Source organism: Fulvivirga imtechensis AK7, assembly GCF_000331535.1.
Taxonomy (GTDB): Bacteria; Bacteroidota; Bacteroidia; order Cytophagales; family Cyclobacteriaceae; genus Fulvivirga; species Fulvivirga imtechensis.
In genome coordinates this window covers 176,218-200,087 of the sequence record NZ_AMZN01000014.1, presented here as the reverse complement: position 1 = coordinate 200,087, position 23,870 = coordinate 176,218, and the positions used below count along the sequence as shown (strand labels likewise).

The following is a 23,870-nucleotide window of genomic DNA, read 5'->3' as shown; positions in this document are numbered from 1 at the left end:
CTGTGAGAGGGGCGAGGTGAAATTCCTCGTTCCTACTCGACAGTAACTTCCGTGCTTCACCCACTTTCCATTCTCAGGCTTACTTTAATTTTGTTCTCAATACATCTATCTATACCTGTTGACTTGCTGCATGGCGATGTCTTGGAAGTAACATCCGCGCCAGTGGAAGAAAGGTCAAAATAAGCACAAAAGTACAAACTGAGCAATAAGATGTTATCATCTGACTATCAGCATGTAATGAAAACTTGTCATTGGTACGTGAGGAAGCTTTTAGGCTATTTTTGGATACGAGTTCTATATCGAACCCACGTTAAATTAAATAGATAAATCCTCTGTTTTGGGATCAGTGCTATGGGGCGGCAGGAAGAATTGCTCTTTGCTGGCGTACTTAAAATAAAAAACCCGGACTTCTTAAATGAAATCCGGGTTTTTCTATCAAGCTTTTTATTTTAGTAGTTTGATCCGGCTCTGATCATGGCGCATCGGAACCCTATTGTAGCAGTTGAAGAATCCTGATCGAGGTATCTTCTTGTACCAGGTGACATCCAATAAGCGATGTCTTTCCATGAACCACCTTTATAAACTCTTGCTTCGTCAGTGATCAGTGAAGTAAATCCTTCGGGGTTGTTTTCGATATCACTGTTATAATATTGCTCACCTGTAGCCACATTTCTTGTTTCATCCAGGTAGCCATCTCTACGGATAGGGTTGAGATCATCGAAATCCTGGAATGACATAGGTCGATAAACATCAAGTACCCACTCGCTTACATTACCAGCCATATTATATAGGCCGAAATCGTTAGGAGGGAATTCATAAATGTATGAAGTGATCAATGCACCATCGTTCAGCTTACCTGCAATACCTGCATAGTCACCACGGCCTCTCTTAAAGTTAGCCAGGAAGTATCCCATCTCTTTTCCGTAAGGATTTCTTAGAGCGTGACCATCCCAGGGATAAATCCTTTGGTGTGTCTGGTTTTCATCCAGCCACTGCGTACCGATCAATGCCGTAGCGGCATACTCCCACTCTGCTTCAGAAGGAAGTCTGTAGTTAGGTAACACAACGCCCGATTCCAAAGGAATACGTCCGTCAGTTTCAGCATATTCTTCTCCCGCATCTTCTGCAAGCTTCATATTAACGGCTCTGGTTCTCCATTCCGCATAGTTATTGGCTTGTACCCAGCTAACACCAACTACAGGGAAATACCTGAAGCCGGGATACCTGAGGTAGTGGTCAACATAAGGGTCATTATACGCCAGACGGCTCACCCATACTGAAGTATCCGGTAAAGCAGAGATATAAACTTCTCTTGACGAGTCTGAAACATTCAGATAGTGCAAATATTCCAACCAGTGGATATTGGCAATTTCTGTTTCATCCATGTAGAATGAAGCCACCGAAACAGTTCGCTCCAGGTTATCTCTTCTGTTGAGTACATCTTCTTCAAAAGAACCCACAACCGCACGACCACCTTCGATAAACACCAGATTCGGACCCTCTGGTTGTCCACTATACGGGTTAACCATGAACCCATTATTATCTTCATCATTATAAGCCAATCCTGTGGTTGTACTTAGTGCTCCGGGGTGGACGCTGGTGGGCCTTCCACCACCTCCCAGAAAGCATGAAGTAAGTACCATTGAACCACCGACAACTAACAAAGCACTCTTAAAAAAGCTTGCAGTTCTTTTCATACCTGTTCTATTTATTCAAAAAAATCAAATGCAAATACTAATATAGTGATATTAATTCAACCAATACAAGTTTATACCGGGGCAAAATAACATTTCTCTCTGACATTTAATTGCGGGAAGCGTAAAATTTTCAATATTAACCCGTTAGAATGGCATAATTAAGCGTTAACCGGCATTCCTTTGCTTCTAAATAACTCAAAAAAAGCAATTATATTATACATACCAAACAAATAATAGTTTACCCGCTTCTTCAACCTTTCAACAACATCAAAATACCGATGAATAATTTCTTAAAGATTATCATATTAAAATAGGCGATCTTTAAATTAGAGATCTGATCTCAGATCATAAAACCCGAAGGTCTGGTGGATGCACTAATGGTTCCCAAACTTTGTTGCATTAATTTCCAGGTTTTTAAGGAGTGATTTTAAGGAATGAAAATAGGATGATAAGCTTTGATAATGTTAATAAGGGCAAGCTCTACTGGATACTCCAGTTTTTTGGTTGGTGTTCATTTTTTGTAATATTCAGCCTGATCACGGCCAGTTTTGCCGGGTTTCAGTGGCAAGTGTTTGCCGGCCATCTGAATACTGTTGTTGTTGGCTTTTTACTTACCCATTTTTACAGAAGCTATATCAAAAGGAATGAATGGGTAAGACTAGGCATTTTCAGGTTGGCACTTAGTGTGCTGGCAGCCTGTTTTATTATTGCCTCCATCTGGGCTCTTATTGTCCTGCCAATTAACCGCATCTTCTTTCCGGTTGAGAACGACCAGGAGCTGACGCCTTTAATCGTTGTGATCGTGGTTCTGAACCTTTCGATTATTACGTTGGGCTGGTCGTTGATCTATTTTCTGTTTCAGGTATTCATCAATTTTAAGAAGAGTGAGGTTGAAAAATGGAAGCTCGAGGCAGCGGTGAAGGATGCCGAACTGATAGCATTGAAATCACAGGTAAACCCTCACTTTATTTTTAACAGCCTGAACAACATCCGTTCGCTGGTAATTGAGAATCCGGAAAAAGCGCGGGATATGATCACTCACCTTTCCGGCCTTTTGAGATATTCCATTCAGTTTAATAATATGGAGCGGGTAAGTCTTGAGCATGAGCTTGAGATTGTGCAGAATTATCTAAACCTGGAGTCGATCCAGTTTGAAGACCGTCTGCAATATAAATTAGAGATAAAGCCAGAGACTCTTGATCTGAAAATACCCCCAATGGCTATTCAACTGTTGGTAGAAAATGCTATTAAACATGGAATATCCAATTTACCGGAAGGCGGGCAGATCAATATTCGATCTTACCTGGAAAATAATATTCTAAATGTAGAGGTGATCAACACCGGCCAGCTTGTTAAGTGCAATGACAGCACAGGCATAGGCCTTCAAAATGCTTCCAACAGATTAAAGCTTTTGTTTGGCAAGTTGTCTGATTTGAAAATCCAGAACCTGGACAGCAATTTTGTGTCCGCCAAATTTACAATACCCTTAAATGAGTAAAATATGAAAGCACTTGTAGTAGATGATTCACGATTGGCAAGAAATGAACTGAAAAGATTGCTCAAAGATTTCGATAGTGTGCAAGTAATTGGCGAGGCGGCTAATGCCATGGAGGCCAAAGAAAAAATTGAAGCAGAAAAGCCAGACTTGGTATTTCTGGATATACAAATGCCCGGAAAAGACGGCTTTGAACTGTTGGAGGAGTTGGAATACATTCCTGAGATCATCTTTACCACGGCTTATGACGAGTATGCCATCAAAGCTTTTGAATATAACGCTCTTGACTACCTGCAGAAGCCCGTGCAAAAGGACCGCCTGGCAGGAGCAGTGAGCAAGGTATCTGAAAAAAGAGAAAAGAAAAAAGAACAGGACAACGAAAGCAGGATGACAGAACACGACCAGGTATTTGTTAAGGATGGAGACAATTGCTGGTTTGTACAACTGGCCAACGTAAGAATGCTGGAAGTAGATGGTAACTACACCAAGATATATTTTGATGAACACCGCCCCATGATCCCGAGAACGCTCAACTACCTGGAATCGCGCCTTGATCCAAAAACATTTTTTAGAGCGAACAGACAACAGATCATTAACCTTAAGTGGGTAGAACGTATAGAGCCCTGGTTTAGCGGAAGCATAAAGATCTATATGAAAGGAGGGAATGAGGTGGATGTTTCTAGAAGACAAACCCAAAGATTCAAAGAGTTGATGAGTTTCTAAAAAGGGTGGTTTGGGCGTTTATTGTGGTTGCAAACCAAGGAATGTTCAGATTTCGGGTTGAATAGCAATTTTACCCGTTAAATAAGCACAAAGATCGATGAACCGCATCCCATTTTGGGAACAAGGTTCCAAATACGGCTTAATTTGGCTCAGCACGCCCTTCAAAACACCCCTTTTTGAGGTATTTTCCAATTGGCACAGTCTTTATCATAGGAATGGTAGAAACTAAATTACGTTGGCAATGATCTCAATAAACGATTTTAAAGTTCTCCCGTTCGACAAGAAGTGTGATTACATCACAGTGTTTGCTGATTATCTGATCTACAGGGTTGAAGACGAGAAGAAGTACTACCTCTATCATGTTGAGGGTTACTTTATAGAGGTGTGTTATGCCCCTTACGAGAACAAAGTATTAGGCATTAATGCATTTACAGAAACAGATCTGATCGAACCCTACCTGGATTTTGTAAGTATTACCGAACTAAGTGTGTAACTCTTCCTTCTGCACTATGCCTGATAAAAGAGATATAGCCTGATTCACAGTCAATACTTCGTTGACTGTGAGAATCAGCTTATCCTTCACCTCTTTGAGGCGACATCTTTTAGGATTAATCTGGGCAAATGCCAGTATTTTACCAAAAACTGCGGATTTGAAATACTCTTCTTTATCTGAGGACACAAAGTAGCATTTCATTTTCTCCCCTTTTAGCGACAGCTTTTCAAAGCCCAGTTCTTCTGCCAGCCACCTTAAGCGCACCGTTTCTATTAACTCTTTAACAGAGTCGGGCATCGGGCCAAACCGGTCGATCAGAGATAGTTGGAATTGCCGCAGCTCATCTTCTGTTTTAATGCTATCAAGCTGAGAATAAAGTCCCAGTCTTTCTGAAATATTAGCAACATATTCGTCAGGGATGATCACCTCGAGGTCTGTTTCTATGTTACAATCCTGTACCAATACTTTGGCTGCCTCTGACAATTCTTTTACAAAAAGATCTCTAAACTCGGTTTGCTTGAGCTCCTGCACCGCTTCGTCAAGTATTTTATGATACATATCAAAACCAAGATCAGAAATGAAGCCGCTTTGTTCTGCTCCTAGCAGGTTTCCCGCGCCACGAATATCGAGGTCGCGCATGGCCACTTTAAACCCATCACCAAGGTCTGAAAATTCTTCCAGAGTACTCAGTCGCTTTCGAGCATCGGATGAAAGTCCGATTGTCGGAGGAGTTAGCAAATAGCAGAAAGCTTTTTTGTTGCTTCTGCCTACCCTACCCCGCATCTGGTGCAGGTCAGATAAGCCGAACATGTGGGCCTGGTTGATAATAATGGTATTGGCATTCGGTATATCCAAGCCGGATTCAATGATGTTGGTGGAAACCAGCACATCATATTCCCCCTCTATGAACTTAAGCATTGCTTTCTCCAGTACCGGCCCTTCCATTTGACCGTGTGCTATTCCTATTCGGGCATCGGGTACCAGTTTCAGAATGATATTTCCGACACTTTCGATGTCATTTACACGATTGTGTACAAAGAATACCTGCCCGCCTCTCCTTAATTCAAAACTGATAGCATCGCGGATCACTTCTTCATTAAAGGTGTGCAGTTCTGTAGTTACCGGCTGGCGGTTGGGCGGTGGTGTTGAAATAATACTCAAATCGCGGGCACCCATTAAAGAAAAGTGCAGGGTTCGCGGAATTGGAGTTGCCGTTAAAGTCAGTGCATCAACATTGACCCGCATCTCCTTCAACTTCTCTTTTACTTTTACTCCAAATTTTTGCTCTTCATCGATGATCAACAGCCCAAGGTCTTTAAACTGCACATCTTTGCTGACAATCCTGTGCGTGCCAATAAGTATATCGGTCTTTCCCTCTTTTACTCTTTTTAATGTCTCCTTAATTTCTTTGGCACTTTTGAAACGGTTGATGTATTCCACTTTTACAGGAAATGCCGACAATCTATCCTTGAAAGTGCGATAATGTTGCATGGCCAGTATGGTGGTAGGTACTAAAACAGCCACCTGCTTATTATCCGTCACAGCTTTAAAAGCAGCCCTGATAGCCACTTCTGTTTTTCCGAAACCTACATCACCACAAACCAGTCGGTCCATAGGATGCTGCTGTTGCATATCTTCCTTTACATCTTCCGTAGCCTTAGCCTGATCAGGAGTATCATCATAAATAAAGGATGATTCCAGCTCTGTCTGCAGAAAACTATCTTTTGTAAATGCATAGCCGGGTGCCTGTTTTCGCTTGGCATAGAGCTCGATAAGATCTTTGGCAATGTCTGCCACCTGCTTTTTGACGCGCTTCTTCTTGTTTTCCCATTCCGGAGAGCCCAGCTTACTGATGGCAGGAGGCGTACCTTCTTTACCACTGTACTTGGAGATCTTGTGCAGTGAATGGATGCTGACGTACAACAGATCATCATCACGGTAAATGAGTCTGATGGCTTCCTGTTCTTTGCCGTTGACTTCCCGCTTTTCCAGTCCGGCAAATTTGCCTATACCGTAATCTATGTGAGTAACAAAATCTCCCGGCTGTAGAGTTCGCAACTCCTTTAGCGTCAGCGCTTTTGATTTGGAATGCTTGTCTTTGGTCTTATACCGGTGGAAACGTTCGAACAGTTGGTGATCTGTATAGCATGCGATTTTCAATGTTTTATCCACAAAGCCCTGACGCAGGCTAAGGGCCATGTCCTGGAAATCAATAGTGTGATCTATTTCTTCAAAGATAGAATGCAGACGCTGCAACTGCTGCTGTGAATCCGAGGAAATTACTGTTGTGAAACCCTTCGCCTGATTTTCGCTTAAATTTTTAGCCAGCCGTTCAAAATCTTTATTGAAAGAAGGCTGTGGCTCGGTTTCAAAAATAAAACCATGGCTTTCTTTTAGGTAAAACCTGTTTCCAAATTCGATTTTGCTCAATGACTGGATCTGTGCCGCAAACGATTCGGACGTTTCAAATAAGTCAGAAGGTTTTAAGATGATCTGCGTTTCTCCGCTGGCTTTCAAAATATCATCAAAGCTGTCTTTCGCTTTCTTAAAATAGCTGTTGATGACATCAAGTGTCTGCTGATAATCTTTAAACCATATTTTGGTATTATTGGGGAGAAAATCAGGAAAACCCTGCCTTTCTTCATGTATAAGTTTAGTCTGAACGTTAGGGATGAGGTTAATTTCTTTTACCGCATCTATTGAAAGCTGCGAAGTAGGATCAAACGTACGGATGCTTTCTATTTCATTTCCAAAGAGTTCGATACGATATGGCAGGTCGTGTGCATATGAAAATACATCAATGATACCACCACGAACAGCAAACTGACCGGCTTCGTATACAAAATCCGTTTTTTCAAAATCGTAAGAAATCAGCAGCTCGCTAAGAAATGCTACATCAACAGCTTCGCCAACTTTTGCCGAAAAGGTATTCTTTGTCAGCGACTTTTTGTTGATCACTTTTTCAGTCAGCGCCTCCGGATAGGTTACGATGAGCTCTCCGGATGACGCTTTATGGTTGACCCGGTTGAGGATCTCTGCCCGCATAAGCACATTGGCATTTTCCGTTTCCTCAAATTCATAAGGCCTTTTGTAAGAGGTAGGAAAAAACAATACTTCCTTCCCGCTCAGCAAATTTTGCAGGTCGTTATGAAAATACGCAGCCTCTTCTTTATCATGCAGTACGATCAGGTGGTTTTGATGATTGATCTGATATAGCGCAGCGATCAACACAGCATCGAGACTACCGGTAAGGCCTTTGATCCGGACAGACTGATCCTCATTAGCTTTGGTAATCTCAGCTATTGTCTGGATAATGCTATCCGCTTTGTACAGCTTCAGTAAATCTCCTGCTTTCACAAACGCAACCTCAAAATTTCAAAGCTGCAAAGGTAGGAAATACTCAAAACAGAATGCGCAGAGTTAAATTAGTTTATTGTGAAAAAGCCGCATTTATTTATTGAATACTTTGTTATCCATCTGTTCCAGCACTCTGCGTGCTTGCAGCACATGCCGCTGATTATGCGCAATAGCAAATTCGAGTGCTTCTCCGACATAAAACTTCAGTATTTTTCCAAGTGCGGTGGTCAGTTTAAAAGAGCGTAGATCTTTTCCATCCAGGTCATGCAATACACGTAAAACTCTGTGCTGGTTGTTGACAAACCGGTCAAGTACGGATTTGACATTTTGCTCCGAAATGGGTTGGAAGATCTTCATCGTCTTCATCTTGCTTTTAATCTTCCCTTCTGCGGAAGGCTTGAGGCTTTTAGTAGAATAGCTGGCAAAGAATCCCCTTTTGAAGAAAGTGGTACCTGAAGGTTTTAGATGAGTTATCATCTTAGGTTCGATCTGGTCGAGATAAAGCTCCGTTGCAGCATTCATGTGCTCCAGGCACTCGGCCACGCTCCATTGGTTAGGGGTGGGCTGTTCTGTTAATTTCTCTGTAGGTTGTTCAGACAGCATATATGCGAAAGCCAGTATTTCCTCAGTCTCTGATTTCAGTCTTTCCAAAAATTGTTTTTGATCTAATGTTGCCATAGTTAATTGAGTTTTGGACAAAACTAGGCGGATATCCAACGAAAAAACTTGATACAGATCAATTTCGGCAAATGATTACCTTTTTTTCCGAAGGCGACTGAAAGTCTCGGGGGTCATGCCGAGGTATGAAGCCAAGTATTTTTGTGGCACTAACTGGAGAATATGTGGGCTTTGTGTAGCCAGTCTTTCAAAGCGCTCTTCAGCAGAAAACGACCGCACCTCCAACTGTCTACGTGCCATGCCAATGAGAATATTGGCATTAAAGATCCTACCCCACCGCTCTGCACTTTTATATTTATCGAACATGGCCATCAAATCGGTATAACTAATGCGGAGCAGTTCGCAATCTGTGATGGCCTGCATTGAAAAGTCAGACGGTTGCTGAGCGAGAAAGGAATCATAGGCTCCCGAATAATCCCCATCATAGGTAAAACCAATGGAAATTTCATCACCGTCTTTAGTGGTGTAGCCACGAAGAACTCCACGATATACAAAATAAAAATATTTTTCTGTCTGCCCCTCTTTTATAATGTATTCTCTTTTTTTGATGTGAACAGGCCTCCAGTAAGAGATAAAATCCTTCCATTCTTCTTCTTCAAAAGCGACCAATTTAAATACGTTCTCCCTTAACGCCTGATAGATATCCATGTTTTGAGTTATAATGTTGTAATTTAGCATACATGGAGCTCTTCATCAATCTTTCGCTGGCAGTTACGGCCCTTTGCATATTATTGATGATCATTGGTTTGTATAAACCATGGGTCATGCTCTGGTGGGAAGATACACAAAATAGAAAAAAAGTGATCAAAGTGTATGGTACAGCAGGCATGCTTTTTCTTGCTTTATATTATGTACTCACTTATTTAGCCGGAGTTTAAGCCTGCTAAGTTTTCTCCGTAACAGCTATTTTCTTCTGGTTATCCACATCTGTGTAAGCAAATAGGTATTTGTTTCCACCGTCCTTGAGATTCAGTTTTTTTCTGATCACAGCTACATCATCAGGGAAATTTCGTGTGGTGATATTGGCCTTTTTTTCAGGTACCAGGCGAGCAACGGCTTTTTTGTTATAAGGTATTATGTCAATGATCTTAAAGCTGCGCCCGGGAAAGTTGTCCACATAGTCAGAACTGGTGTAAAGGTGTGTATGTTGGTGTAACTTATCCACTCGGTATTTACCCGAAATTACTTTAAAACCCCCTGCCTTTAAAATGGAGGCGTTGGGTTCATATAAAAATATTTTTGGCTGTGAATAACTTACCTGAGCATCAGCTTCTTCTATCATTTTGAAAGCAAAAATTTCAGAGGTTCCATTTTTCTTCAAATTGATAGTGATAATTTTTGGGCTTGGATCTCCTTCATGATCAATCAGATATAACACCTCTTTGCATTCGCCATCCACACTCACCACATGTACCTCTTTTACCTTTTTCAGGTCGTTTATAGCTAGAGGAAGGTCTAACATGGGAGACGTTTTTATTAATGTTTGGCGGCCTTTTTCCAAAAGCTGAGGCAGAAGTTGCAATACATCAGGGGTACAATCTTCCAAACGAAAAACCTTTTGTTGCTGATTATCTCTCCGGGCAGGATCGATATAAAAGTTATCCACATTTCCTTTCAGCCTCTCCAAAAATGCTTCCGCTGTACACTCGTGAATTTCTAAGTTATCCACATTCAGCATTCTCAGATTATGTCCGATTATTTGTGCCAGATCATGATTTTGTTCAATATAGTGAACCTCAGTAAAGTTTTTTGCCAGGTAGTAAGTGTCTACTCCTGCTCCGCCTGTCAGGTCGATCAAAGTTCTTCCCGAAATAAGGGTGGATTTATATTTGGCACTAGCTTCTGAAGAGCATTGCTCCATTGAGATAAGAGGTGGGAAGATGATCCCTTCGGTATGGTGCCATTCGGGAAGTTTGTTTTTGGCCTTTTGCCTTGCCGCTATTTGTTCAGCTACAACTTTTATGGGCAGGCCGGCTACTTCTTTGTATTTCAGCGAAAGCGAAAAAGGGTCTTCTTTTTCGTGTGCTTTTATGAACTGTTGGACCTGTGGCAGAAGTATCTTTTCAAGCATGATGACAAAGGTAAATGAGTATTTGTTGGTTTTCAAGGTGTAGCGGGTTTCAGTAATCAGTAATACACAAGAGCCAGTATGCGTAAACAATCATGATTGTTTACGCATACTGGCATTCCTGGCACCATTTTCAGGGTTATTTTTCCCATTTTTATTTAACAACAAAGGAAAGTAACTACAATGAAAAACGTTAAATGTTGGTGCCTGCTGGTATGGCTTTTTGTTACAGGTAATCTCGAGGCTCAGACTGCTCTTCAAAACGACAATATAGAAGACTTTAAATTATTGTCTACCACTCAAGGGAGTTTGCAGCGGGATTCACTCCTAACCGAGGCTAGCAGACTGGGTGCTATCAGGATTGCCACGCACTTATTGGATCAGGGGGCGAGCCCGGGCTACTTTTCTCAGGAGGGTTACACCTCTATCCATTATGCCGTATTCGAGCAACACCCCAAGCTAATAGACCTCTTGCTTGGAGCGGGAGCGGATCCCGACATTGAGAGCAGGGACCGCTTGAAGGGAACCCCGTTAATGTACGCGGTTTCTTCTCCTGATGTATCTATCAGTCAGCTACTCATTGATCATGGCGCGGATGTCAACGCAGTTGACACCAATGGAGATCATGCCTTAAATTGGGCCACTTACAGCGGTAACGTTGCTCAGATGAAGCTATTGCTCAGATCCGGGGCAGACCTGAATTTAAAAAGTAAACATGGTACCGCGGTAGACGTTGCTCTAAGGCTGTGGCATGCTGATTCTGTTGTTAATGTATTTAGAGAAACCGGCATTTATGAAAAGCATAAGAGTAAAGTTGAAGCGTTGATCCGTGCTGTAGTTGATAACGATAAAAGTGCGGTAGTGGAATTATTGGAAAAGCAAGTAAATGCTGGTAGCAAGGATGGCCTGGGAAATCCATTATTGCAAATAGCTGTTCAAAATGGTAATGAAGAGATCACACGGCTTTTACTTGACGCAGGGGCCAATCCCAACACACAAAACAGAGTGGGCCAAACACCACTGGCTTTTGCTGCCAGATTTGGTTATGACAACTTAGTGAACCTGTTGTTGGAAAGGGGAGCAGATGTAAATCTCACAGATACGCATTATCAGTTGACGCCTTTGATTGGCGCTGCTATTAGCGGCAACACAGATATCGGTAGCAAATTGCTTGGGCACGGAGCTGAAATAGATCATATTGAAACCGTTAATCAGTGTTCAGCTCTGCATTGGGCGTTGTTCTATGGCAATAATGATTTCATCAAGATGTTACTGAACAAAGGGGCAGCTTATGACATGCCCGTTTTGGATCGCAGATATACAGCCTATACTCTGGCAGAGTACTATAAAAACCAGGAGATTGTGGAGGTAATTGACTCTCTCAGGCGGATAAAACATGAGATATTAGGCTCCTGGCGCTTCAAGGAAATACATTATATATATAAAGACACCACCTATTCAGTTAGGAAAGCTTTTCCCGGGATGTTTATGGTAACACCGCAACGATACGCCATAATGTATAATCCATCTGACAAACTGCGGCAACCATTTGTAAATATATCGCAACCAACCGATGAGGAAATGATCAGCGCCTTTCAGCGTATTGTATTCAACACCGGTAAGTATGAGTTGACTGATTCTCTCATAATTACTACAGCCGATATTGCACGGGTACCCGGCTTTGAAGGTGGCCGGCAATTTTATAGATATATAATTGATAAAAATAAACTCGAACTGAGGATGGTAGATGAGATTTATCCTAATGGTTCAAGACCGGCCTGGTATGGAAAACTGGAGATTCTTTTTATCTTACTGAAAGAATAGTTTTAAAAGATGACCTATTTGCGCTTTCTGCTTTTGGCTTACGGGTTGCTTGCAATATTTATTTCCGGCGGTCTTTTTTTTCAAAAGTCAGGATACACTTATACCTTTTTATCTATTTTTATTTTGCTGCTCGGGCTTGACATGCTGCTTTTTTTATATGGAACAAGCGCTTTGGCCCACATCTATCCACAGTTTTACGGGAGGTTCTATTTTGTATCGGGATTTTGCTACGGCCCAGTGCTGTACTTTCACTTCAGAGCATTGTTAAAAGATCGGCAAATAAGAGCTTATGATCTTTTACATTTTCTGCCCTTACTAGTAGCGTTGGGATATTATGCTGATATCTGGATACTTCCAGATATAGCCCGAATCCTCTACATTCAGCAACACTTCGTGGACCGATTGATGCCTGTAAATTATGCCATAGCCATCCATATTCTGGTATATGGAATAGTGTTTATTGTCATGATTCGCAAAAACTATAAATTGCTTGATGGCAGGAAGAAGTTATATGCTGTGGCTATTTGCACCATTTATTTTGCAACAGCGGTGCTCATCTCATGGCTAACGGAATACGCAGCCAGTTGGAGACAGTTTATCGTATATTATGTGGTGGCTTTCAGTATCGTTTTTATCACAGGCTTTATTTTATACCGTGAACCGCGATTTTTAGAGCAAATAGCCAGAAAATATCTTAGTTCGTCTTTGTCTGAGAGTGATATGAAGTGCATTGAAATTAAGATGAGGGAGCAAATAGAGCGGTATCAGGTATTTTTACAGCGAGACCTTACAATATTGAAATTAGGGGAAATTATAAAGGAGAAGCCGCACAATATTTCACAAACACTTTCTGAACGAATTAACGAGAGCTTCAATGATTATATTAATCGCCATAGGATAACCTATGCTAAAAACATGCTGTTAAGCAAAGAATTCACCCATTATAAGATTGAGGCCATTGCCATTGAGTCAGGGTTTAATAATAAGGTGACCTTTAATAAGGCTTTTGCAAAATTTACATCGCAGACGCCATCTAGTTACAGAAATCAAAAGTAGATAGCACATCCCCGAAAATATAGCGGGGATGTGAAGTGACTTTAATACACCAGATTATTCGCAGCCAAAAACTCCGCGATCTGAACAGCATTGGTAGCAGCGCCTTTTCGCAGGTTGTCAGCAACTACCCACATATTTAGTGTGTTGGGCTGAGAGTCATCTCTTCTCAAACGGCCTACAAACACTTCATCTTTATGGTGGGCATTCAATGGCATGGGATACACATTATTAGCGACATCATCTTCTACCACAACTCCGGGAGTTTTGCTCAGGATCTCGCGAACTTCCTTCAGGTCGAAATCATTGTAGAACTCGACATTGACAGATTCTGAGTGACCTCCCATTACCGGCAGGCGCACCGCGGTGGCAGTTACGGCAATACTGTTATCCCCTAATATTTTCTTGGTCTCGTTCACCATTTTCATTTCTTCCTTGGTGTAACCGTTGTCCGTGAATACATCAATATGGGGCAACACGTTCATATCGATCTTGTGCGGATAAACTTTTTCGCCCTCGACACCATTACGCTCATTCATCAACTGGTCAACAGCCGCTTTGCCGGTACCGGTTACAGATTGATAGGTAGAAACAACAATACGTTTAAGCTTATATTTCTTATGAAGCGGAGCCAATGCCATTACCATCTGGATGGTAGAACAATTGGGGTTGGCAATGATCCTGTCATCAATCCTTAAAACATCGGCATTGATCTCGGGTACAATCAATTTGTGGTCCGGGCTCATGCGCCATGCGGAAGAGTTATCCACAACGATACATCCGGCTTCGGCAAACTTTGGCGCCCATTCCAGCGAGGTGCTGCCACCCGCTGAGAAAATAGCGATATCGGGCTGTTTGGCAACAGCTTCTTCCATGCCGATAATGGTGTAGGTTTTTCCTTTGAATTCCTGTGTCTTGCCTACGGACCTTGCCGAGGCTACCAGTAACAACTGGTCGAATTCAAAATTTCTCTCTTCGATTACACGGAGTACTTCCTGGCCTACCAGGCCTGTAGCTCCTACAATAGCTAACTTCATAATATAATTTAAACGTAAATTGTACTTCAAAAATAGTGTTTTTGACAGTTACTGCGATTGATAATTTGAATTATTTACGTCTTTTTGAGGAGTTGCAATTTTTCAATCGATTTCGAAGGGGGAAAGATCTGAAGAAAATATAACCGGGAGAAAGGGTTATTATTTAAAAACAAAAGATGATGCCCACCCGGCGGTTAGCATCATCATTAATGGGTTTAAGCGATCATACCTTCCATGCTTCTTATGTAAACACAGTTTCCATTTCTGCAGTGGTATACATGAGTTACGCCACCCTGGTCGTAATATACTTCTTCGTATCCATCGGAAACGGGCTCACCGCCCATTACCTTCTCGACTGTTTGGCGGTCTAACTCATTGTGTTGGAAATCTTTAATTGTTTTCATAGTAGTTTTTCATTTTTTTGAACATTTCAAAATTCCTTCATTAATCATTTACAACATATCCCCTGTTACCAGCAAATCCGTAAATACCTGTTATTGGCTATAAATAAAACTTGGCACAGAATTTCTCATTTAATAATCTAATTATTTGTTTTAATTAATATATTTTTGGTACTTGACTCGTCATTAACCAAATAATTACCTTCTTGCTTACTCTTTTTCGTATCAGCTTTCTACCATTTACTCTCATCTCGTTCTGTTCATTTGGCCAAATCAGTGATAACTTTTCCGATGGCGAATTTACCAGCAACCCGGCTTGGTCAAGCTCAAACAACTCGGGTAATGGCTCGGATTTTCTGGTGACAGCAGGGGAGTTGCAAAGCAACGGACCATCAGCAAACTCTACTATTTGGCTGAGCACCGCAGGTATTCCTGACCTATCAGCGGGAGTTGTCGTTTGGGAGTTCAAGGCGCGGTATGGCTCAGCGCCCAGTTCTACTAATAACATAGAGATATTTCTTGCAAGCGATCAAAGTGACCTTGGTAACAATCCGGCCGGGTACTTTGTACGATTGGGCAAAAGTGGTAGTGAAGATGGTATTGATTTATTTAAGACAAGTTCTTCTACTGCAATTATAGCGGACCCAAATGCTTCGGTGGCTTCAGGCATAGATGTAAATATCCGTATCACCCGCGATGCTTTCGGCTTCTGGACACTTGAAGCAGATGCCTCTGGCGGGACCACTTTTACCTTAATAGGTTCAGCTATCGACACGGAATTTGTCACGGGACCACATTTTGGCTTTAAGGTGAAGCATACCAGCACGCGAAATACCAGCTTCTTTTTTGATGATGTTCTTGTTTCGGTAACAGATGTAAGCCCTCCTGCTATTACTCAGGTGGATGTTATTTCAGAAACGGAATTGGCCGTTACATTTTCAGAAGCCTTAAGCCAATCTACAGCAGAAGATATTACCAATTATCTGGTTGATCATGAAATTGGCCAACCGACAGAAGCCGAGCTTGATGATATGAGCAATACAGTGCATCTTACATTTTCAAATTCTTTTATTAATGCGAAGCTTCATGAGTTACGGATCGAGCATGTGTCAGATCTCAACGGGAATGCTATTACAACAAGCACCATCGAATTTTTATACTTCAGGGAAGAAGAGGCGGAAAAGAAAGATATTATCATCAATGAAATTTTTGCGGACCCTAATCCACCGAATGATCTTCCTGAAGTTGAATATATAGAGATAATGAACAACAGCGAAAAAATATTTGATTTATCCGGCTGGACATTTGCAGATCAGGCTTCTGCCACCACACTGGAAAAACTTTTTCTCTTACCAGGAGAACTCCTTATTCTTTGTCCACAAGCTAATTCAAGAGACTTTGAACCGTTTGGTGAGGTAATGGGCTTGTCCCCCTGGCCATCCCTCAACAATGCAGGTGATTATCTATACGTGAAAGATAACCATGGAAGAACTATTGACTCCGTAAATTATACCACCACTTGGTATAGAGATACAGGCAAATCCAATGGGGGTTGGTCGTTGGAAGTCATCAATCCGGGTAACACATGCCACGTCAGCAGCAATTGGATAGCATCAGAAAGTGTTTCCGGGGGCACTCCCGGTCAGCAAAATTCGGTTTTTGATCCTGCAATTGATCAGGAAGCACCCCGCCTGAAATCTGCATGGGTGGTAAACGAGACGACACTGAGCCTTACTTTTGATGAACCTCTGGACCCACTCTCAATAAAAGTACCGGACTTTCATATCAATGGCAGTATTTCTGTTGTTTCTATAACCCAGGAGGAACGGCTGGAACAGTTGTCGTGCGAGTTATCTGCGGCCATTCCTTATAATACAGTTTTTAACATCACGGCAGACAACGTTTCTGATTGTAGCGGAAACATCATTTCTTCAGGTAATGCCGCTGAATTCATTCTTGTTGCAGAGGTTCCCGTATCAGAAAAAGATGTGATCATCAATGAAATCTATCCCAACCCTTCTGAAGAAGCCGATTTGCCAAATGCGGAATATGTAGAATTATATAATAACAGCGACAAGATACTGAACCTGGAGGGATGGACATTTTCTGATGTTTCAACCATTGGAAAATTAAAAGGAGTTATCCTATTTCCTGGCGACCACATCATTCTTTGTCCACAAGCTAATTCAAGATACTTTGAATCGTTTGGTGAGGTAATGGACTTGTCTCCCTGGCCATCCCTGAACAACGCAGGTGATTATCTATACCTGAAAGATAACCATGGAAGAACTATTGACTCCGTAAATTATACTACCACTTGGTATAGAGATACAGGCAAATCCAATGGGGGTTGGTCGTTGGAAGTCATCAATCCGGGTAACACATGCCACGTCAGCAGCAATTGGATAGCATCAGAAAGTGTTTCCGGGGGCACTCCCGGTCAGCAAAATTCGGTTTTTGATCCTGCAATTGATCAGGAAGCACCCCGCCTGAAATCTGCATGGGTGGTAAACGAGACGACACTGAGCCTTACTTTTGATGAACCTTTGGACCCACTCTCAATAAAAGTACCGGATTTTCATATCAATGGCAGTATTTCTGTTGTTTCTGTAACCCAGGAGGAACGGCTGGAACAGTTGTCGTGCGAGTTATCTGCGGCCATTCCTTATAATACAGTTTTTAACATCACGGCAGACAACGTTTCTGATTGTAGCGGAAACATCATTTCTTCAGGTAATGCCGCTGAATTCATTCTTGTTGCAGAGGTTCCCGTATCAGAAAAAGATGTGATCATCAATGAAATCTATCCCAACCCTTCTGAAGAAGCCGATTTGCCAAATGCGGAATATGTAGAATTATATAATAACAGCGACAAGATACTGAACCTGGAGGGATGGACATTTTCTGATGTTTCTACTTCCTCAGAAATTACCGGGCTCGTACTTTTTCCCGGTGATTATGCTATTCTTTGTAATGAAAAGGATAGAGAGCTGTTTGATAAATTCGATAACACTGCCGCGTTGAACCCTTGGCCCGCGTTGAACAATACGAGTGATGATCTGCTCCTTAAAAATAATTATGGGTACCGGGTGGACTCTGTAACTTATAATAGCAGTTGGTACAAAAGTTCTTCAAAATCTGCCGGAGGCTGGGCACTGGAGCTTATTGATCCCGCCAATCTTTGTGGCGATAGCCGAAACTGGGCTGCCTCGGAAAGTGATGCCGGGGGAACACCAGGACTCGTAAATTCTGTACTTAGCGATAAGCCGGATCTATCCGGCCCTGAAATGACCGAAGCGCTGGGAATAACTCCGGACACTTTATTGATAAGATTTAATGAATCTCTTGATCCTGGATCCATAATAGGAGCTACATATACAATAACCGGTGGGATCAACATTAAAGGAGTCATACCTGCTGCAGGCTGGCAAGAGGTGGGCCTCGTATTGTCAGACCCGTTAGTGCGTGGTATTCCCTACACCGTTGCAGTTGATGATCTTACTGATTGCAACGGCAATGCGATAGGGAAGCTAAATAGCAAGGAATTTAAGTTAATAGAGCCTGCAGACCACTCAGATATAATCATCAATGAAATATTATTTAATCCTAGAAAAGGAGGTATTGACTTTGTTGAGCTTTATAATCGATCGGACAAGCACATCAACTTAAAAAACTGGATTTTGGCAAATGGAAAAATGGATGGAGAATCCATAAGTCCAAATCAAATTAAAACAATCACTAGCGATGATTACATCATTGAACCCACGGAGTATGTTGTGCTAACGACCGATGAAATTTTGCTGAAGGAAGAATATCCTTTTGGAAAAGAAGATAGGTTTCTAAAATGTTCCTCCATGCCCGCTTTTCCCGATGACAAGGGAATTGTAATCATCATGCGCGCAGATTCTTTATGGTTAGACAGCCTTATATACTCCGCTGACTGGCATTTTGATTTGTTGGCCGATGATGAGGGGGTATCGCTGGAAAGAGTATCTGCGGATGTGCCGGCTAATCGAGCCGACAATTGGAAGTCTGCCGCATCCACCGTTGGTTTCGCTACCCCTGGCTATATGAATTCTCAATCAAGGCCAGAGATTACCAATCGAAAGGGGGTAATTATCATTGAACCGAAAGTAATCGTTCCTGATGGTAAAGGACTGAATGATTTTGCTACTATCAATTATTCTTTCGAAAAACCGGGATATGTTGCGAATGTTAGAATTTTGGACTTACAGGGTAGAACAATTAGAATTTTAAGCGAAAATGACTATCTGGCCGCGGAAGGATTTTTTACATGGGATGCCACGGACGAAAATGGAGGAAAGGCCAGGCTAGGTTACTATATCGTTTATTTCGAAGTGTTTGACCTGGATGGACGGACACACCAATACAAGGAAAAAGTAGTAGTGGGAACGAGGTTTTAACGCATTCAAAGAACAAATAGGAAAATTCCACCAAATCACCAAAACTTTACATAAACGTAAACTATAGTATCCGGATTTTGTTTATTTTAATAGGATCAAACAGTGCTATAGTTATGAATTGTATTATTGACAAATCTATTCTTTATCATTTAAAGAAGGGGAAAAAGGCGGAGGTGATCAGGCGGTATATCAAGATGAAATACCGCGTGAATATTGAACTTTCCGCATTAAAGGAGCGAGTTAAGAATTTACAGCCTTCTCAACTCGAACTCACTTAGTTCTCATCTTTATAAATGAAAACCATGGGTTTATCTTTTTCTTTGATATAGCCCCTGAACATTCCGGCCGTATTGAAAGGCATGGCTACATTGCCCTGCCTATCAAGGGCTACAACTCCTCCTGTGCCTCCTTTTTCCACCAGTTTCTGCATCACTACTTCTTTCGCTGCTTCTTCCAGACTCAGGCCTTTGTATTTCATCAGCGCTGCAATGTCATAGGCCACAACGTATCTGATAAAATATTCACCATGGCCGGTGCTGGATACTCCGCAAGTATTGTTATCAGCATATGTTCCAGCACCTATTACGGGTGAGTCACCAATACGGCCCCATTTTTTGTTGGTCATTCCACCAGTAGAGGTGCCGGCAGCTATGTTTCCCTGTGCATCTAATGCTACGCAACCTACAGTGCCGAATTTATAGTCGGGGTGATGGTCCAGGTATGCTGTGCCGTCTTTTTCCTGATTCTCCTTAAGCTTCTGAAGTTGATTGTGTCGGTTTTCATCATAGAAATATGAAGGATCCACTATTTCCAGTCCCTGCTCTTTGGCAAATGCTTCAGCGCCTTCACGAGCCATCATTACATGTGGTGACTTCTCCATAACAGTGCGTGCGGCCAAAATAGGACTTTTCAGAGTGGTTACTCCTGCTACTGCCCCAGCCTCACCTGTGGCCCCGTTCATGATAGAAGCATCCAATTCATTTTTTCCATCACTGGTAAATACAGCACCACGACCGGCATTGAACAATGGCGACTCTTCCAGTATCTGGATCGTTTCCGTGACAGCATCAAGACTGGTGCCGCCATTTTCGAGTACAGCATAGCCGGTGTTTAAGGCTTGCTGTAGTTTTTCCCGGTAAGCCAGCTCCCGCTCCGGGGTCATGTTCTCCTTTTTTATGGTACCGGCACCACCATGTATCACGAGTGTAATAGGTCCGGGTTCTTTGGCCTCCGCGGTTGTTTTTTGTTCTGCGTCAGGTTTTTCCTGGCTATTGGAATGACAGGCCATTATATAAAATGAAAAGATGATAATTAAAAGTCGAATGAGTTTCATAACAGAATTTTATATTTTTTTATTTAGAAAAGTTGCACTATTTTGGTCGAATTTCGGTTTAGCGCTAAACAATTTATTCAATATAATCTTTTTTGTTTTAGCTTTGTTAAATTATTTTTAGGCGGTTTTACAAGGAAAGTAGTTTTAAACTTTAAATTTAGATATAATGGGCAAGGAAGAAAAGACCAGATATTCGGAAGCAGAGTTACAAGAGTTTGAAGAACTCATCAATGAGAAGTTGGAAAAGGCCAAGGCGGAGTTGAAGATCCTGAAAGAGACACTCAACAAGAGCAATGATGAAGGTACTGACTCTACCTCCGGAAATACCAAAGTGCTGGAAGATGGTGCGGATACGGCAGAGAAGGAAAACCTGAGCCAATTGGCTGCTCGTCAGCAAAAGTTTATTAATAATCTTGAGAGTGCTCTTGTTCGCATTAAGAACGGCACCTATGGTGTCTGCTCCGTGACGGGGAAACTAATTTCTAAAGAGCGCCTGAGAGCCGTACCTCATACCACGCAATCTATAGAAGCCAAACTTAGTCAGCAAAGCTAGTCTTGGACTTTCTACAGAATCACATAGAGGCAATGATCTTTTGTTCGCCTCATCCCATAAAGGTGAAGGAGCTAAAAAACTGTCTCACCGAAATGTTTGAGGCAGATGTGCCTGAGAATGATATAGAAGAAGTACTCGTAAAGCTCAACGAAAAATACCAGGCTGATGAATTTTCCTTTCAGTTGAATCATGTGGGTGGTGGATACCAGTTTTTAACTAAACCGGCATACCAGGCGAGCATAGGTATATTATTAAAACAGCAGTCTAAAAGAAGGCTGTCTACATCTGCACTGGAAACATTATCGATCATTGCGTATAAGCAACCGGTGACGAAGTCGGATGTTGAAAGTATAAGAGGCGTTAACTGTGACTATGCCGTACAAAAGCTCCTTGAAAAAGGTCTTATAGAAATAAAAGGGAAGTCCGAGGCGATCGGGCGCCCTTTGCTTTATGGCACCAGCCACACTTTTATGGAATACTTCGGCATTAATAGCCTCAACGAACTACCCACACCCAAAGATTTTGCCCAGGCGGATGAAAACGTAATTGGCGAAGAATCCGAAGACAACTAAAAATTACTCCATAACCTTAAAAATACAGTAGTGATACTGCATTTGACTATGAAAGAACCAAGAAAGAAATCTGGTAAAAACCCCGGCAACAAGAAGGCTGATCCCAGGCAAAGCCCTGTGACCGATAATAAGATCAGGCTAAATAAATATATAGCCAATGCAGGAATATGCTCCAGGAGGGAGGCCGATAAGCTGATAGCCGGAGGAGAGGTAAAAGTGAATGGCCAGGTAATTACGGAGCTTGGTTACAAAGTAGATCCCAAAGACCAGGTAAGTTACAAAGGCAAGAGGCTGATTCCCGAAAAGCCTGTATACCTGCTTCTTAATAAGCCAAAAGATTTCATTACAACAACTGATGATCCCGAAAACAGGAGAACAGTGATGGACCTGATCAAAAATGCCTGCGAGGAAAGAGTATACCCGGTGGGAAGGCTGGACAGGAATACTACGGGATTATTACTTTTTACAAATGACGGAGAATTAGCCCGAAAACTTGCGCATCCTTCTCAGCAGGTGAGGAAGATCTATAGTGTAGAACTTGATAAGAAGATCACTGATGAGGACTTTTTAAAAATTGAAGATGGCCTTGAGTTGGAAGATGGTGTAGCCACCGTAGATAAGCTCGCTATTCTTGATAATAACAGGCAAATGCTTGGTATAGAGATCCACATCGGCAAAAACAGGATTGTAAGGAGGATATTTGAGCACCTGGGATACGAAGTGGTAAAGCTAGACCGGGTGATGTACGGGCCATTAGACAAGCTCAACTTACCACGCGGCAAGTGGAGGCTCTTAACCGAAAAGGAAGTTCACCGACTTAAAAACCTGCGATAACTATAATTCGGGATTTGGTAAGTTGAGTTGGAAAACTGATCCCTCGCCTTTTTTCGATTGTAGCAAAATGCTGCCCTTGAGCTTCTTGACCGTCTCCCTTACGATAAAAAGTCCCAGACCGGAGCCCTGTGAGTCATTTGAGGCTCTGTAGAACATTTCGAATATTTTTTCGTGGTCCTTTTCCTCTATCCCCACACCGTTGTCTTCTACAGTAATTATGATCCGGCTTCCGGTTTTTTCAAAATCTACTTTAATATAAGGATCCGACTTCGAAAGGTCATGATATCTCACCGCATTGGAAATGAGGTTGTTTAGAATAGCTGTAAGCCGGTCCTTATCACCTATAAAAGAAGTGTCTTTATCACGATCGTATATTAACCGTATTTGAGAAGCGCCTTTTGCAAATTCTACTCCTTCAATCACTTCATCAAGCAGTGCGGTAAAATCTAGTGTTTTATGACTAAGGCTCCTTTTCGTGTTCTTTGAATAGTTGAGAATGTCGTTGATCACCTCATCGAGCTTCTTTACCCGCCCTTCTATTTTTTCAAACAGCTCAATGGTTTCGGCATCTTTGCTCTCCATTTTTGCAAGGTAGGTAAGGCCGAGAATAGATGCGATAGGTGAACGCAGGTCATGTGAAGTGCTATAGAAAAAGCTGTCCAGATCAGCATTGGCTTTTTCAAGATCTCTCCGTTCATTTTCAAGCAGCCAGAAAAGCATACCCACGCCCATTAACGCCAGCAGAAAAAAATCAATTAACGCCAGATGAGATCGATATGGTATTTGGTATGATATATCCAGCAGAGGCAAAAGGCCTGTGACAAAGTAATGCATCTGCTGCAGGCCATAGATAATGAAGGCAACGCTCAGCAGTTTTCGTCCGAGACTCTTTACTTCGCTTGGTACGATAAGTAGCCAGATGCCAACGATCATGAAGCCGATACCTGTAACAGCGGCTCGAATGCTTACTCTTACAAAGTGCCGTTCAGTGTCTGCCTCTACATCATTTGCATATAGTAGGGCGGTAATGGTGGCAAGTGTTAGCGCTACCCCGATCAACGACCATAATTTTGTGCGGTCAAACTTCCTCTCCTTTATCAGTTCCCATGTGCCGATTGTGAGCAGCACAGTCTGCAGGTAAGCAAAGCAAATGGATAAAACGGATAATGTCGCCCTCAATGGGTGGGAGGCGGGAAAATCAGGCATAATTTTGATTATCGAGGCAGATAATATCATGTATAATGCAAAGGCCCACCAGCTCAACGACCAGAGCTTGAGGTAGCGCTTCCTGTATACATTAAAGGTGTATAAAAAAATTAATGCAAGAA

20 protein-coding genes are annotated in these 23,870 nt (G+C 42.1%); 11 read left to right on the top strand and 9 right to left on the bottom strand.

Annotated elements, in window-relative coordinates:
- Positions 1-449: 449 nt before the first annotated feature.
- Positions 450-1,697 (bottom strand): gliding motility lipoprotein GldJ, encoded by a 1,248-nt coding sequence (gene gldJ, locus C900_RS05295; RefSeq protein ID WP_009578624.1) that lies wholly within the window; start codon positions 1,695-1,697, stop codon positions 450-452.
- A 445-nt stretch (positions 1,698-2,142) separates the two neighbouring features.
- Here gldJ and C900_RS05290 point away from each other — a divergent pair, with 445 nt between their 5' ends.
- The 3 genes from C900_RS05290 to C900_RS05280 all read left to right on the top strand — a co-directional run bounded on the left by C900_RS05290 (position 2,143) and on the right by C900_RS05280 (position 4,408).
- Positions 2,143-3,195 (top strand): sensor histidine kinase, encoded by a 1,053-nt coding sequence (locus tag C900_RS05290; RefSeq protein WP_009578623.1) that lies wholly within the window; start codon positions 2,143-2,145, stop codon positions 3,193-3,195.
- Between the two features lie 3 nt (positions 3,196-3,198).
- Positions 3,199-3,915 carry a LytR/AlgR family response regulator transcription factor gene (locus C900_RS05285; protein ID WP_009578622.1) on the top strand — a complete coding sequence of 239 codons (717 nt, stop codon included), beginning with the start codon at positions 3,199-3,201 and terminating at the stop codon, positions 3,913-3,915.
- Between the two features lie 241 nt (positions 3,916-4,156).
- Positions 4,157-4,408 carry a hypothetical protein gene (locus C900_RS05280; RefSeq protein WP_040495712.1) on the top strand — a complete coding sequence of 84 codons (252 nt, stop codon included), beginning with the start codon at positions 4,157-4,159 and terminating at the stop codon, positions 4,406-4,408.
- Here the strand turns inward: C900_RS05280 and mfd are convergent.
- The 3 genes from mfd to C900_RS05265 form a co-directional block, all read right to left on the bottom strand.
- On the bottom strand, positions 4,397-7,765 hold the full coding sequence (mfd, locus tag C900_RS05275; protein WP_009578620.1) for a transcription-repair coupling factor: 3,369 nt from the start codon (positions 7,763-7,765) through the stop codon (positions 4,397-4,399). The genes C900_RS05280 and mfd overlap by 12 nt on opposite strands.
- A 93-nt stretch (positions 7,766-7,858) precedes the next feature.
- Positions 7,859-8,443 carry a DinB family protein gene (locus C900_RS05270; RefSeq protein ID WP_009578619.1) on the bottom strand — a complete coding sequence of 195 codons (585 nt, stop codon included), beginning with the start codon at positions 8,441-8,443 and terminating at the stop codon, positions 7,859-7,861.
- A 75-nt stretch (positions 8,444-8,518) separates the two neighbouring features.
- Positions 8,519-9,091: a Crp/Fnr family transcriptional regulator gene (locus tag C900_RS05265; protein WP_009578618.1), complete on the bottom strand. Its 573-nt coding sequence runs from the start codon at positions 9,089-9,091 to the stop codon at positions 8,519-8,521.
- A gap of 32 nt (positions 9,092-9,123) precedes the next feature.
- On the opposite strand from C900_RS05265, the gene C900_RS05260 reads away from it, so the two are divergent.
- Positions 9,124-9,321, top strand: coding sequence for a hypothetical protein (locus C900_RS05260; protein WP_009578617.1), 198 nt, complete (start codon positions 9,124-9,126; stop codon positions 9,319-9,321).
- Between the two features lie 5 nt (positions 9,322-9,326).
- Here the strand turns inward: C900_RS05260 and C900_RS05255 are convergent, their stop codons facing one another.
- Positions 9,327-10,550 (bottom strand): THUMP-like domain-containing protein, encoded by a 1,224-nt coding sequence (locus tag C900_RS05255; RefSeq protein WP_009578616.1) that lies wholly within the window; start codon positions 10,548-10,550, stop codon positions 9,327-9,329.
- Positions 10,551-10,694: 144 nt separating this feature from the next.
- Here C900_RS05255 and C900_RS05250 point away from each other — a divergent pair, with 144 nt between their 5' ends.
- Positions 10,695-12,335 (top strand): ankyrin repeat domain-containing protein, encoded by a 1,641-nt coding sequence (locus C900_RS05250; RefSeq protein WP_009578615.1) that lies wholly within the window; start codon positions 10,695-10,697, stop codon positions 12,333-12,335.
- A 9-nt stretch (positions 12,336-12,344) separates the two neighbouring features.
- On the top strand, positions 12,345-13,391 hold the full coding sequence (locus C900_RS05245; RefSeq protein WP_009578614.1) for an AraC family transcriptional regulator: 1,047 nt from the start codon (positions 12,345-12,347) through the stop codon (positions 13,389-13,391).
- A 41-nt stretch (positions 13,392-13,432) separates the two neighbouring features.
- Here the strand turns inward: C900_RS05245 and C900_RS05240 are convergent, their stop codons facing one another.
- Together C900_RS05240 and C900_RS05235 are read right to left on the bottom strand one after the other, a co-directional pair.
- On the bottom strand, positions 13,433-14,425 hold the full coding sequence (locus C900_RS05240; RefSeq protein WP_009578613.1) for an aspartate-semialdehyde dehydrogenase: 993 nt from the start codon (positions 14,423-14,425) through the stop codon (positions 13,433-13,435).
- 215 nt (positions 14,426-14,640) lie between these two features.
- Positions 14,641-14,829: a hypothetical protein gene (locus C900_RS05235; protein WP_009578612.1), complete on the bottom strand. Its 189-nt coding sequence runs from the start codon at positions 14,827-14,829 to the stop codon at positions 14,641-14,643.
- Between the two features lie 203 nt (positions 14,830-15,032).
- Between C900_RS05235 and C900_RS05230 the strand changes: the two genes are divergently transcribed.
- Both C900_RS05230 and C900_RS30220 read left to right on the top strand, forming a co-directional pair.
- Positions 15,033-19,250: a lamin tail domain-containing protein gene (locus C900_RS05230; RefSeq protein ID WP_009578611.1), complete on the top strand. Its 4,218-nt coding sequence runs from the start codon at positions 15,033-15,035 to the stop codon at positions 19,248-19,250.
- A gap of 113 nt (positions 19,251-19,363) precedes the next feature.
- A complete protein-coding gene (locus C900_RS30220) occupies positions 19,364-19,528 on the top strand; it encodes a hypothetical protein (protein ID WP_009578610.1) in 165 nt (54 codons plus the stop codon).
- Here the strand turns inward: C900_RS30220 and C900_RS05225 are convergent.
- Positions 19,525-20,583, bottom strand: coding sequence for an isoaspartyl peptidase/L-asparaginase family protein (locus C900_RS05225; RefSeq protein ID WP_009578609.1), 1,059 nt, complete (start codon positions 20,581-20,583; stop codon positions 19,525-19,527). The two genes, C900_RS30220 and C900_RS05225, sit on opposite strands and share 4 nt — an antisense overlap.
- A 166-nt stretch (positions 20,584-20,749) precedes the next feature.
- Between C900_RS05225 and C900_RS05220 the strand changes: the two genes are divergently transcribed.
- From C900_RS05220 to C900_RS05210, 3 genes are read left to right on the top strand one after another with little or no spacing between them, the layout of a single operon-like run.
- Positions 20,750-21,136 (top strand): TraR/DksA family transcriptional regulator, encoded by a 387-nt coding sequence (locus tag C900_RS05220; protein ID WP_009578608.1) that lies wholly within the window; start codon positions 20,750-20,752, stop codon positions 21,134-21,136.
- A gap of 2 nt (positions 21,137-21,138) precedes the next feature.
- Complete coding sequence (gene scpB, locus C900_RS05215; protein WP_009578607.1) at positions 21,139-21,708, top strand: SMC-Scp complex subunit ScpB; 570 nt, start codon at positions 21,139-21,141, stop codon at positions 21,706-21,708.
- Between the two features lie 48 nt (positions 21,709-21,756).
- Positions 21,757-22,542 (top strand): pseudouridine synthase, encoded by a 786-nt coding sequence (locus C900_RS05210; protein WP_051052776.1) that lies wholly within the window; start codon positions 21,757-21,759, stop codon positions 22,540-22,542.
- On the opposite strand, the gene C900_RS28120 is transcribed toward C900_RS05210, so the two are convergent.
- Positions 22,543-23,748, bottom strand: coding sequence for a sensor histidine kinase (locus C900_RS28120; RefSeq protein ID WP_051052775.1), 1,206 nt, complete (start codon positions 23,746-23,748; stop codon positions 22,543-22,545).
- Between the last annotated feature and the right edge of the window lie 122 nt (positions 23,749-23,870).